This window comes from Halothiobacillus sp., from assembly GCF_028710545.1.
Taxonomy (GTDB): Bacteria; Pseudomonadota; Gammaproteobacteria; order Halothiobacillales; family Halothiobacillaceae; genus Halothiobacillus.
This window is the reverse complement of record NZ_JAQTTX010000025.1, coordinates 1-12381: the sequence shown is the minus strand read 5'-3', so window position 1 is coordinate 12381 and position 12381 is coordinate 1. Positions and strand designations below refer to the sequence as shown.

General features: G+C 56.2%; 10 protein-coding genes. 9 read left to right on the top strand and 1 reads right to left on the bottom strand.

The genetic code is table 11. From position 1 onward, the window contains the following. Positions 1 to 374: 374 nt before the first annotated feature. From PHD44_RS06715 to PHD44_RS06695, 5 genes are all read left to right on the top strand, one after another. Positions 375 to 1316, top strand: a complete 942-nt coding sequence (locus PHD44_RS06715) for a chemotaxis protein (protein WP_300189523.1) — start codon at positions 375 to 377, stop codon at positions 1314 to 1316. 2 nt (positions 1317 to 1318) lie between these two features. Then, positions 1319 to 2122: a protein-glutamate O-methyltransferase CheR gene (locus PHD44_RS06710; RefSeq protein WP_300189521.1), complete on the top strand. Its 804-nt coding sequence runs from the start codon at positions 1319 to 1321 to the stop codon at positions 2120 to 2122. A gap of 212 nt (positions 2123 to 2334) precedes the next feature. After that, positions 2335 to 4824 (top strand): DNA internalization-related competence protein ComEC/Rec2, encoded by a 2490-nt coding sequence (locus tag PHD44_RS06705; protein ID WP_300189519.1) that lies wholly within the window; start codon positions 2335 to 2337, stop codon positions 4822 to 4824. A gap of 61 nt (positions 4825 to 4885) precedes the next feature. After that, on the top strand, positions 4886 to 6259 hold the full coding sequence (locus PHD44_RS06700) for an ATP-binding protein (protein WP_300189517.1): 1374 nt from the start codon (positions 4886 to 4888) through the stop codon (positions 6257 to 6259). A 62-nt stretch (positions 6260 to 6321) separates the two neighbouring features. Beyond that, positions 6322 to 7257: a response regulator gene (locus PHD44_RS06695; protein WP_300189515.1), complete on the top strand. Its 936-nt coding sequence runs from the start codon at positions 6322 to 6324 to the stop codon at positions 7255 to 7257. A 10-nt stretch (positions 7258 to 7267) separates the two neighbouring features. On the opposite strand, the gene hemN is transcribed toward PHD44_RS06695, so the two are convergent. After that, positions 7268 to 8659 carry an oxygen-independent coproporphyrinogen III oxidase gene (hemN, locus tag PHD44_RS06690; RefSeq protein WP_300189566.1) on the bottom strand — a complete coding sequence of 464 codons (1392 nt, stop codon included), beginning with the start codon at positions 8657 to 8659 and terminating at the stop codon, positions 7268 to 7270. Between the two features lie 161 nt (positions 8660 to 8820). On the opposite strand from hemN, the gene PHD44_RS06685 reads away from it, so the two are divergent. The 4 genes from PHD44_RS06685 to PHD44_RS06670 form a co-directional block, all read left to right on the top strand. Further along, positions 8821 to 9435 (top strand): trimeric intracellular cation channel family protein, encoded by a 615-nt coding sequence (locus PHD44_RS06685; protein WP_300189514.1) that lies wholly within the window; start codon positions 8821 to 8823, stop codon positions 9433 to 9435. 81 nt (positions 9436 to 9516) lie between these two features. Further along, positions 9517 to 10446, top strand: coding sequence for an ABC transporter ATP-binding protein (locus PHD44_RS06680; protein WP_300189513.1), 930 nt, complete (start codon positions 9517 to 9519; stop codon positions 10444 to 10446). A gap of 53 nt (positions 10447 to 10499) precedes the next feature. Then, on the top strand, positions 10500 to 11273 hold the full coding sequence (locus tag PHD44_RS06675; protein ID WP_300189565.1) for an ABC transporter permease: 774 nt from the start codon (positions 10500 to 10502) through the stop codon (positions 11271 to 11273). Position 11274: 1 nt separating this feature from the next. Next, positions 11275 to 12381, top strand: a 1107-nt coding sequence (locus PHD44_RS06670) for a peptidase U32 family protein (protein WP_300189512.1), incomplete at its 3' end; no start/stop codon positions are given.

The window sequence follows — 12381 nt, the reverse complement described above, 5'->3', positions numbered from 1 at the left end:
AATATGGGAGAGAATGTCTCGAATTGATGGTTTGGCTATGAAAAAACCAGAGTTGAAGTATCTTTGCATAGCGCCGGAGTCGGACCCGAATTAAAGAAGATACATTCTTGGCCGATATACTGCTCGAGCCATCCGGTATAACGCTGTGATCGTGGATGGAAAGCGCTAGGGAAGCGCTGATTTATTCAGTGCTTCCCGCTTGGGGCAGGATGCCCCAACACGAACAAAGACGTAAGTCTTTGATTCGTGAGAGCCATCGCGGGCGTGTACCGCGATGAGCGAGCTGATTTATTCCATGGATGGAATAAATCAGCATTTACCTAGACTGCGCCTATTACATAACAAGGTTGAATATCACCGTGAAAAAAGATGTGATGTCATCGGTTGATTCCCGAACCAAGCTTGCCGGGCATAATCGACTTGAGTTGTTGATTTTTGGCCTTGCTGACGATCAGCGATTCGGGATCAACGTATTCAAAGTGCGCGAAGTGATTCGCTGTCCCAAGTTGACTGACGTGCCGAAGGCGACCTCATCGGTGCGCGGTATCGCGGACGTGCGGGGGCATACCATTACGATCATCGATCTTTCCGATGCCATCGGCGGCCCGCGGATGAGCCCCGAGGAGGTGAAAGAAGCATTCGTCATTATCACGGAATACAACCGGGCGGTTCAGGGCTTTCTGGTCAATTCGGTCGATCGCATCGTCAATCTTTCCTGGAAAGAAGTCATGCCGCCGCCCACCGGCACGAACACCTCCAATTTCCTGACTGCTGTGGCCCGTGTGGATAAGGCGCTGGTCGAGATCATCGATGTGGAGCAGATTTTCTCCAAGGTGGTCGGTACGCGCGAAGATATTTCCGCGGACGTATTGCAACAGGTGAGCGGGTTGGCATCCAAGGAAAGCATCGCCCTGGTCGCCGATGATTCGCTGGTTGCCCGGAATCAGGTGCGCAATACACTCAAACAGATGGGGCTTGAAACGGTGTTGGCCACCAATGGCAAGGAAGCGTTTGATATTTTGCGCCGTTGGGCAGACGATTCCCCCGAACAACTCGACCGGGTCGCTCTGGTCATCTCGGATATCGAGATGCCGATCATGGACGGCTATGCGCTAACCACCCAGATTCGCCGTGATCCTCGCCTCAAATCGCTTTATGTCATCCTTCACTCGTCGTTGAGTGGGGTGTTTAACGAGGCCATGGTCGAAAACGTCGGTGCCGACCGTTTTATTGCCAAATTCCACCCGGACGACCTGGCCAAGGTCGTCGCAGAAGCGCTCCGTAACCGGCCGAAACATCTGGTCGAGTCGGAATAAGGATGGAGGCTGATCAATACCAGAGGTTTTGCGCGTTGCTCGAAAAGCGCAGCGGCATTCTTCTGGGCGCTGATAAGCGTTATCTGGTGGAAACCCGATTGAGTCGTGTGTTACGCGATCAGAAGATCGAGTCCATCGACGCGCTTATGGGGCGATTGCTCAATGGCCGCGAACCGGCCCTGACCCGTGCGGTTATCGAGGCGATGACCACCAACGAAACGCTCTGGTTTCGGGATGAATATCCTTTTGCGGCGTTGCGTGATGTGTTTTTCCCTGAGGCTGCGGCGCAAAAAAAGCAAAATCTTCGCATTTGGTCGGCGGCTTGTTCTTCGGGGCAGGAGCCATACTCGATCAGCATGCTCGTCAGCGAGATCAAACCGCCATTTACGGTTGAAATTATCGGCACCGATTTGTCCTCGCGTGTGTTGGAGCAGGCCAACTCAGGTGTTTTCGATGCGTTGTCGCTTGGGCGCGGCTTATCTGCTGCGCGTAAACAGCAATTTTTCGATGTTGAGGGACAAAATTGGATCATCAAACCTGAAGTGCGGCGTCGTGTCCGTTTTCAGGTCGGTAATCTGCTCGATCCGCCGGTTGGTTTGGGACGATTCGATATTGTTTTCTGTCGCAACGTGTTGATCTATTTTTCTCGGGAAACCAAGGCTCATATCATCGAGCAGATCGCCAATTCCCTTCAGCCTCATGGCGTGCTTATTCTCGGTGCCTCCGAGTCCACTCAGCAATTGAGCGACCGTTTCACAGTGGAACGCCTGCCGGGCGGCGGCATGGCTTTCCGGTTGAAAAACTAGGGAAGCGCTGATTTATTCAGTGCTTCCCGCTTGGGGCAGGATGCCCCAACACGAACAAAGACATAAGTCTGTGATTCGTGAGAGCCATCGCGGGCGTGTACCGCGATGAGTGAGCTGATTTATTCCAAGGATGGAATAAATCAGCATTTACCTAGGCTTTTGCGTTTACTGCCTAATCGATGTAAACGCGCCTTCCGGCTGGAATATGCCCCATGAGCTGGACGCTTGTTCAAAATCGATGCTGCTCGTCAACATTGAGTTCGCTGTGGTTGCTGGCGTGGTCTGTTGGCGCCCTGGTTGCCTGGTTGCTGCCTTGGGCCGCTCTTAAAACATCGGGCGGTTGGCCCGAACCTCTGATCTGGCTGACCTCGCTCATCTCCCAAGCTTTACATGCCAACCTGTTGGCCGATGACCTGTTGCGCCCATCGGTGGCCTTTTGGGTTCTGGTTTTGTTGATTCTTTTGATTCTGCGATTTCAGCAATCAGCGACTATTGCCCGTTTCTGGACGATTGCCGTGCCTGCTTTTGCGGTATTCAGCGGTTTGTTGTGGTCGTTATCCGCGATCAGCACGTTTGTGCAGACGTTGCCGCCGCCATCACTTGCGCCCGTATCCTGCTCCGTGACGGCCATGATCGATGCCTTGCCGCGTCCATCAACGCACGCGACCCAGTTGATGTTGCGCGTTGTACAAGTCGATAGAAACCAAAGCGATGCGGCTTGCCGATTTTATTCAACCGGCCAGCGATTGCGTGTGGGCGACTACCATCGTTACCCGCCCAATGAACAAGTTGAGTATCACGGTGGGCAGATCTGGCGATTTGATCTGCGCTTGAAACCGCCCCATGGCAGCGCGAACCCCGGCGGGTTCGACTATGAGCGCTGGCTGTTTTCCCAGCGCATCGCGGCCACTGGATCGGTTCATGGCAAGCCCATACTGGTGGCCGAACGAGGCGATGGATTCGCGGCCTACCTGTTATCGGTTCGCGCGCACTGGCGCACGCAGTTGCTGGCTATTTCACAATCACAAGGCACACCGGACCGTGGGCGGGGTCTGCTGCTGGGGTTGACCATCGGGGATAGTGATTATCTGGGTCAGGACGACTGGGAAACGCTGCTGGCCACCGGCACGAATCATCTGCTGGCTATTTCCGGTTTGCATGTGGGTATGGTTTCGGGCTTGTTCGCCTGGCTCGCGGCCTGGCTTTGGTCGCGCACGCGCTGGTGCGAAGGGTTGCCTGCTCGTCGTGTGGCCGCCGCGGTGGCCGTTCTTGCGGCCTGGGGCTACGCCTTTCTGGCGGGGATGTCTGTACCGACCGAACGCACGGCACTGATGATTACGATTCTGCTGGCCGGTCTGCTGCTGGGGCGCTCGTGGCGGTTGCTCGATCTCTGGCTGATCGCTTTGATGGGTGTGCTCTTGCTTGATCCGTTCAATGCGCTCACGGCGGGGTTCTGGCTCTCGTTTGGCGCGGTGCTGATCATGCTGCTCTGGTTGCAGTACCGCCCGGCGCTGGCGTTCTGGCGCGATGGATTTCGCCTTCAGATCATTATCACGCTTGCCTTGCTGCCCATCGTCTGGTGGTTGTTCGACCGCGTGGCCTGGTCGTCCTTACCCGCCAATATCGTGGCTGTGCCGGTGATTACTTTTGTGATCACGCCGCTTTCCCTGCTGGTCATGACGTTCGTCGGTATTCTGCCTTCGGTTGCGGCAGTCCTGATGTGGCCGATCAACGTCCTGGCGCACGGCTTGTTCGGCTTTCTGGAGTGGTTGCGACTGGCGCTGCCGGATAGTCATATCGCTGCTCCGGCAGGATGGACCCTGTTGCTGGCGTCGCTTGGCGTGGCCTGGTTATTGATGCCCAAATACTGGCCTTCCCGTTATCTTGGCCTCTTGCTGTGTTTGCCGGCTGCGTTCTATCGACCGGCACCGATCCCGGATGGCGAGGCCGATATCTGGTTTCTGGATGTGGGGCAGGGGTTGGCAGTGGTTATCCATACCGCGCACCACGCGATGCTATACGACGCAGGGCCGGCATTCGGCGGCAGCGACGCGGGCGAGCGAACGGTTGTGCCCGCGCTGCGCGCACTGCATGTTTCTGACCTGAATCAAATCGTCATCAGTCACCATGCGCGCGACCATATGGGGGGATTATCCAGCGTGCTGGCGGTTTATCCTCATGTTCCGGTAATCGGCGGAGAGCCGCTGCCCGGCATTGATAGCATCTCTTGTCGTGATGGTGCGCATTGGCAGTGGGATGGTGTGGATTTCACGACGTATCAGGCTTCACTGGCCAATCGTGATGATAACAATCGTTCCTGTGTGCTCCGCATCCAGAGTCGGGCGGGAAGCGCCTTGTTGACCGGTGATATTGAGGCACAAGCCGAGCAGGCGCTTATCGATGCGCACTCGGGTGGCACTGCGTTGAAATCAGATGTGCTCTATGTGCCGCATCATGGCTCGAAAACCTCATCCTCGCCGCCATTCCTGGCTGCGGTTCAGCCAGAAGTGGCTGTCATCAGTGCCGGTAAGTTTAATCCCTTCGGGCATCCGCATCCCTCGGTGCTGCAACGTTATCAGCAGCGACAAATCCCCCTGTTCGCCACCGCAGATCAGGGCGCGATCGAGGTGGAATCCGGGCAGGTTGTTGCCTACCGCGACCGCCAGTGGCCCTACGTTTGGCGATCTATTAGCTATCGCTAACATAATAGTGTCACACTCGGTCGCTAGGGTATCCGCTCCCTGATTTGATTGAGAGTGAGCGATGTCTTCATCCCTGCGTGCCCTGCTTGATGCGGTTCCTCCCTTGCCCGTGGATATGACGCTTGATGCCGTTACGGAGCGCTTCGGGGAAGGTGGCTTCGATCGTATGTTGTCGCTGGCGGTTGTTGATGAAGACCGTCAGCCGGTGGGTCTGATCAGCCGCCATGCGCTGATGGAATTGCTGCTTAATAAATATTCCCGAGATTTGTTTGGTCGTCGCCCTATCCGCTATTTCATGAACACGCAGCCGGTCATTGTTTCGCTTGCAGATTCCACCAGCTCGGTCATTTCGGCTGTTACTACCCAGATGCGTATTCCGATTATCGAGGATTTCATTTTTACCGAAGCCGATGGTAGTTACGCCGGGCTGGGTTCTGTCGCCGATGTGCTGAAACTGGTCGAGCAGCGTCTTAATCAGCGCAATCACGCCCTGGCGCAGGCGAATCAGGAGATCAAGGCCTCACAGGCGCATCTGGTGCAGTCCGAAAAAATGGCGGCATTGGGGCAGATGGTGGCGGGCGTCGCGCACGAGATCAACACACCGCTCGGTTACGTCGGCAACAACGTGCAGATGGCCGAAGAAATGCTGGGGAAAATTCACGGATTGGTCGCTGCCTACGACAGTCTGTTCGAAAACCTGCTCAACCCCGCTGCCGAGCAAACCGATGTTGAAGCGCAAATCCAGGCGATTGCCGCCATGCGCGAGGAGTTCGATGCCGTCAGTGATCTGGCCGATTTGAACGAATTATTCACCGACACCCGTTTCGGTTTGAAGCAGATCAGCGAGATTGTCCTGAGCCTGAAGAACTTTGCGCGGGTTGATCGGGCAGCAACCGATCAGGTCAATCTGATCGAGAACATCGAAACGGCCCTGACGGTCGGGCATCACCACCTGAAGAATCGAGTCACGGTCGAAAAACGCTTCGAACCGATACCGCTCGTGCCCTGCGCGCCTTCACAAATCAATCAGGTTTTACTGAATCTGCTGACCAATGCGGCCCAAGCGATCAATCACGACAAAGGCCGTCTGCTCATTCGAACCTACACCCGCGGCGAGTTCGTCTGCATCAGCGTGGAAGATAACGGCAGCGGCATCCCGCCCGAGCACGTGTCGCGCATTTTCGAACCGTTCTATACCACCAAAAAAATAGGTGAGGGAACCGGTCTCGGGTTGTCGATCAGCTATCGCATCATCAAGGATCACGGCGGCGACATCCGTTTGGCTACCAAGCCTGGGGTTGGCACACGCTTTGAGATCAGTCTGCCAATCAAGCCGCTGACTAATCAACCTGTGCATACCGATTCCAGTTCGGACGCCAGTGGCAAGCAAGTTGCGGACAGCATTGAAGTGCTGCAAACACAGAATACCTACTGAATGAATTTCCACACCCGCATGAATGGCTGAGCTTGACCAGATTGCGGAAAGGAGCAGAAAAGATGAATGAACCGAATACCAAACCTACCTTATTGCTGGTCGATGACGAGGCCCGTATCACCCGCTCGCTCAAAATGTTGTTTCGCAATGAATTCAATGTATTGACGACCGATAACGGACACGATGCGATTGAAATTGCCCGGACTCAACCGGTCGCAGTGGTCATTTCCGATCAACGCATGCCCATCATGGCCGGTGTTGACGTGCTGCGTGGCATTCGTGAGGTATCGCCGAACACCATGCGGTTATTACTGACGGGCTATGCCGATCTGGCGGCGGTTATCGGTTCGGTCAACGAAGGCGAGATTTTCCGGTTCCTGCAAAAGCCCTGGGACACCGAGCAGATTCGTGCGGACGTTCGAGCGGCGGCAGATGTGGCCGAGCTCAGTTTTGCCGCAGCCGCCCGGCGTAACCATGAGATGGTTGTCGATGAGGCGCCACAGCCTGTTTCACGCCCCGGTATCCTGTTACTCGATCAGGACCCGATGGCGTATGAACTCGTCAAACGCGCGACGCCACAGGGTAATCCACTGTACTGGGCGCGCCATCTTGACGAAGCCATGGAATTGCTTAGTGCACATGCCATTGGCGTGTTGGTGGCCGATGTGCTCGATGGGCAGGCCAGCCATGTTGGCGCCATCAAGGCGTTGAAGCGATCTCATCCGCAACTGGTGACCATCGTGCTGACCCAATTGCGCGATTACGAACTATTGGTCGAACTGATCAATCAGGGGCAGGTATTCCGTTTCCATCCAAAACCCGGGCACATTGGCACCTTCACCAAGAACATGCAGTCGGCGCTCGATTACCACAAAGTGCTGCAAACCCAGCCTGAGGTGCGCCAACGCCACGCAGTCGCCAAGTCCGACAAGCCTCTGTTGGCCGGTTTGTCGGATCGGGTGATGGGGTATTTCCGTCGATTCGGCGTGTCCAATTAAGACGGGGCAATTAAATCACTTTCGAGAAACGCTGTAGTCCTTCTGGATTGAGATATTGGTCGAACGCCATGCAGATATTGCGAATCAGCAGGCGGCCTCGGGGTAGTACTTCGAGATGGTTATTATCGAGATGGAGCAACTCGTCGGCCACCATCGGCTGGAGTTCAGATAGGGCTTCGGCAAAGTGGGATGCAAACGAAATGCCGAATTTCTGTTCCACCTGGGCGAAATCGAGCCGGAAGTGGCTGATGATTTCACTGATGACATAGCGGCGCAGCTGGTCTTCATCGGTGAGCACATAGCCGCGCTCGATGGGCAGCCGACCCGCACTGACGGCCTCGTGATAGGCAACCAGATCCTTGGTGTTCTGACTGAACGCGCCGCCAACCTGACTGATCGACGACACGCCCACGGCCACCATGTCGCATTCGGCATGGGTGGAATACCCCTGAAAATTGCGGTGCAGTGTGCCGTTGCGTTGCGCGATGGCCAGCGGGTCGTCCGGTTTGGCGAAGTGATCCATGCCGATCAGCACGTAACCGGCTTCCTGCAAGCGTTCGATGCTGCCGCCCAGAATGCGCAGCTTTTCAGCAGGGTTCGGCAGGTCTTCGGTATGGATGCGCCGCTGCGGTTTGAAGCGGGTCGGCAGGTGCGCGTAGTTGAAAATCGACAGTCGATCCGGCGCCATTGCGATCACGGTATCGAGCGTGCGCATGAACGAATCACGGCTCTGGTGCGGCAGGCCGTAAATCAAATCCAGGCTGACGCCATGGAATCCTTCCGCGCGGGCGGCATCCACCACTTCCTTGGTTTCGGCATAACTTTGAATGCGGTTGACCGCTTCCTGCACCCGTTCATCGAAATCCTGCACGCCCAGGCTGATGCGGTTGAAGCCGAGGTCGCGCAGCACGGCAATCGTTCCGGCATCGGCTTCGCGCGGGTCGATTTCGATGGAATATTCGCCCGTATCATCGGTTTTCAGGGCGAAATGCCGCCCCGTGGCGGCCATGATCTCGCGCATCTGTTCATCGGATAAAAAGGTCGGCGTGCCGCCGCCCCAATGAAGCTGGTCGACGGCGCGACCTTCACCGAAGAGCTTGCCCTGCAATGCCAGTTCCAGAACCACATCGTCCACGTAAGGTTGGGCGCGAGCGCGATCCTTGGTCACGACCTTGTTGCAGGCGCAGTAATAGCACACCGTGTCGCAGAACGGGATGTGGGTGTATATCGATAGCGGGCCGCCTGCCGCGTTGGAACGAGCCGCCGCCGCACGGTAGTGTGATTCGTTAAATTGATCGTGAAACTGTACGGCCGTGGGGTAGGAGGTGTAGCGCGGGCCGGATTTGTCGTAGCGGCGAATCAGGTCGGGGTCGAAGAGTCCGGTGGAAGTGGTCTGCGGCATGGTCATCGTGTTCTCACAGCTAAAGCCTTCGGATGTGTCCGGTTAAGCAATCGCATACAATAGCCGATTTGGCGCATGAATTCGTCTGAGTGTTTTTCTCGGAAAATTGGCCGCCTCCTGACGCACATTCAGGCATACATTGATTAAACGGGGATACGGTTGTGGTGATTGCCGATTTGTTGCGCGGGTTGGATTATTTCGGCACGGTCGTCTTCGCCATTTCCGGCGCGTTGGTGGCGGCCCGTAAAGGCATGGACTTGATGGGCTTTGCCATTCTGGCGACAGTGACGGGGATCGGCGGCGGCACACTGCGCGATCTGATTCTGGCGCGCCCCGTGTTCTGGGTCGCGCATTGGGAGTACATCGTGCTTTGCGTGCTGGCAGCCATCGCCACGTTCTACTTTGTGCACCACGTCCGCCGGCGCTTTTCCTGGCTGCTCTGGGCGGATGCGGTGGGTTTGGCCGCGTTCAGCGTGTTGGGTGTGCAGATTGCCCTGAGCGCGGGCACCAATCCGTTCATCGCCATCATCATGGGCATGATGACCGCTGCGTTCGGCGGTTTGATCCGCGATGTGCTGGCAGGCGAGCCCCCTTTGTTGTTGCACCGGGAAATTTACGCCAGTGCTGCGCTGTCGGGTGGTGTGGTTTATGCGTTGTTTGGCGTGGTTTTGCATCAGCCCGTCTGGGCACTGATTCTCGGATTTGTTGTGGCCTTGGTCGTCCGTGCGCTGGGCATCGTCTATCATTGGCATCTGCCCACGGCACGTAGCGCCTGAAACCTGCCCTTCAAAGCCAGGTTCGCGTACGTTCTTTTCTGTCGTTTTTTTCAACATCCCTATCGTTTAAATTGAGATTTAATGACTCCTGCTGTCGAAATACACAACCTGACCAAAACCTATGCTGGCGGAGCCGAGGCGCTCAAAGGCATTGATCTGACCATCGAGCCGGGCGATTTCTTTGCCCTGCTCGGACCGAACGGCGCGGGCAAATCCACTACCATCGGCGTGCTGTGCTCGTTGGTGAACAAAACCAGTGGCGTGGTGAAGGTGTTCGGTCACGATCTCGACCAGGAACGTAACTGGGTCAAGATGCAGATCGGCATCGTGCCGCAGGAATTCAACTTCAATCAGTTCGAGCCGGTCGAAGAGGTGGTCATCAATCAGGGCGGGTTTTACGGTCTTCCACGCAATAAAGCGCGTGAACGTAGTGATCATCTACTCAAGCAACTCGGATTGTGGGATAAGCGCAAGACCATGTCGCGCCAGCTTTCCGGCGGCATGAAACGCCGCCTGATGATCGCCCGAGCCCTGGTGCATGAGCCGCGCCTGTTGATTCTCGACGAGCCGACAGCTGGCGTCGATATCGAGTTGCGCCGCGGCATGTGGCAGTTTCTGACCGAAATCAACGCGGCGGGAACCACCATCATTCTGACCACGCATTATCTGGAAGAAGCCGAACAGTTGTGCCGGAATATCGCCATCATCAACGAAGGGCGCATCATCGAAAACACCAACATGCGGGCCTTGCTCGATTCGGTATCGCAAGAAACCTTCGTGCTGTATTGTGATGCCCCTGTGGCCTCGCTGCCGAGCCTGCCCGCCTTGGATGCGCGCATCGTCGAAGCGGATGCGATCGAAGTCGTGCTATCCAAAGCGCAGTCGCTCACCGAGGTATTCGAGGTGCTGCGTGGCCACGGAATCGAAGTCAGTCGGATGAAAAACAAAAACAATCGACTGGAAGAATTGTTTTTGCGCTTGGTTCAGAACAGCACGGAGCCAACAGCATGAAACCTCAAGAAGAACTGCCCATTTCCGGAGAATTCACGCGGCCGGTCCGAGGCATGAGTGCACGGCAAATGTTTAATGCGTTTGCGATGTTGGTAACGCGGGAAATTCTGCGTTTCAGCCGCATCTGGCTGCAAACGATTTTGCCGCCGATGATCATGACTTCACTGTATTTCGTGGTGTTCGGCCATCTGATCGGCCCGCGCGTCGGTAAAATCGACGGTGTGCCTTACATCAACTTCCTCGTGCCTGGTTTGATTCTGATGGCGGTGATTACTCAGAGTTATGCCAATGTGGTCTCATCTTTTTACGGCGCCAAGTTCGCGCGGCACATAGAAGAGTTGCTCGTCTCACCCATGCCGCATTGGCTCATCATTCTCGGCTACCTGGCAGGCGGTGTGGCCCGCGGGCTTTCGGTCGGTGCGGCCGTTACCCTGGTCGCGCTGTTTTTCGCGAATTTACAGGTGCATGATGTCTTGGCTTTAATCCTGGTGGCCGCGCTGACATCGGCGGTGTTTTCGCTCGGTGGCATGATTAACGCGATCTACGCCAACAGCTTCGATCATATTTCCATTGTGCCGACCTTCGTTTTAACACCGCTGACTTATTTAGGCGGCGTGTTCTACTCCATCCACATGTTGCCGCCCTTCTGGCAACAGGTGTCTTTGTTCAACCCGATTCTCTACATCATCAACGGCTTTCGTTACGCCATGCTCGGCATCAGTGATGTGCCGGTCTACACGGCCTACCTGATTCTGCTGTTAACCATCGTGATCCTGTTCGCCTACACCCTGCGATTGTTCCGCAAGGGCATTGGCATGCGGGGCTAATATGAAAATTGGTCAACTTGAATTGCTCGCCCCCGCACGGGATGCAGACATCGGCATCGAAGCCATCAACCACGGCGCCGATGCGGTTTATGTCGGCGGGCCCGGTTTTGGTGCGCGCAAAAGTGCTGATAACGACGTGGCCGATATCGCCCGTCTGGTCGACTATGCACACCGCTTTCATGCACGCGTCCACGTCACGCTCAACACCATCCTGCGGGATGACGAACTCGAACCGGCCCGCAAGCTGGCGCACCAACTCTATGACGCGGGCGTCGATTCGCTCATTATTCAAGACATGGGCTTGCTCGAACTCGACCTGCCGCCCATCCAGTTGCATGCCAGTACGCAATGCGACATCCGTACCCCCGAGAAGGCGCGTTTCCTGCAAGATGCGGGGCTGTCGCAACTGGTGTTGGCGCGCGAGCTGAGCCTGGAGCAGATCAAGGCCATTCGTTTTGCTACCACCGTGCCTTTGGAATTTTTTATCCACGGCGCGTTGTGTGTGGCGTATTCGGGTCAGTGCTTCATTTCAGAGGCGTATACCGGGCGCAGCGCCAACCGGGGCGAATGCAATCAGGCATGCCGCCTGCCGTACGAAGTGCGCGACGCCGAGGGCCGCATCATCGCCCACGACAAGCACGTGCTGTCGATGAAAGACAACGATCAGAGCGCCAATCTCGCCGCGCTGATCGATGCGGGCATCCAGAGCTTCAAGATTGAAGGCCGTTACAAGGACATGGGCTATGTGAAAAACATCACTGCCCATTACCGCAGCTTGCTGGACGGCATCCTCGAACAGCGCCCGGAGTTGAGCCACACGTCCAGCGGGCACAGCACGTTTTATTTCACGCCCGATCCGGCGCAAAACTTCAACCGCGACGCGACCGACTATTTCGTGCAGGGTCGCAAGGAAGACATCGGCGCGTTCGACTCGCCCAAGAATCCCGGCCGCCAGATTGGCTGGGTGAACAAAATCGGCAAAGATACCGTCGAGATCGAAACCGATGCCGACACGTTGCTCAATAATGGCGACGGCCTGTGCTATTTCGACCTGCACAAGGAACTGGTCGGCATGGCGATCAATACCGCCGAGAAAATAGCGGCTGGC

Bases quoted from the DNA above. Each gene is read 5' to 3' on its own strand.
- PHD44_RS06715 (WP_300189523.1), top strand. From the start codon at position 375: ATGTCATCGGTTGATTCCCGAACCAAGCTTGCCGGGCATAATCGACTT.
- PHD44_RS06710 (WP_300189521.1), top strand. From the start codon at position 1,319: ATGGAGGCTGATCAATACCAGAGGTTTTGCGCGTTGCTCGAAAAGCGC.
- PHD44_RS06705 (WP_300189519.1), top strand. From the start codon at position 2,335: ATGAGCTGGACGCTTGTTCAAAATCGATGCTGCTCGTCAACATTGAGT.
- PHD44_RS06700 (WP_300189517.1), top strand. From the start codon at position 4,886: ATGTCTTCATCCCTGCGTGCCCTGCTTGATGCGGTTCCTCCCTTGCCC.
- PHD44_RS06695 (WP_300189515.1), top strand. From the start codon at position 6,322: ATGAATGAACCGAATACCAAACCTACCTTATTGCTGGTCGATGACGAG.
- hemN (WP_300189566.1), bottom strand. From the start codon at position 8,659: ATGCCGCAGACCACTTCCACCGGACTCTTCGACCCCGACCTGATTCGC.
- PHD44_RS06680 (WP_300189513.1), top strand. From the start codon at position 9,517: ATGACTCCTGCTGTCGAAATACACAACCTGACCAAAACCTATGCTGGC.
- PHD44_RS06675 (WP_300189565.1), top strand. From the start codon at position 10,500: ATGAGTGCACGGCAAATGTTTAATGCGTTTGCGATGTTGGTAACGCGG.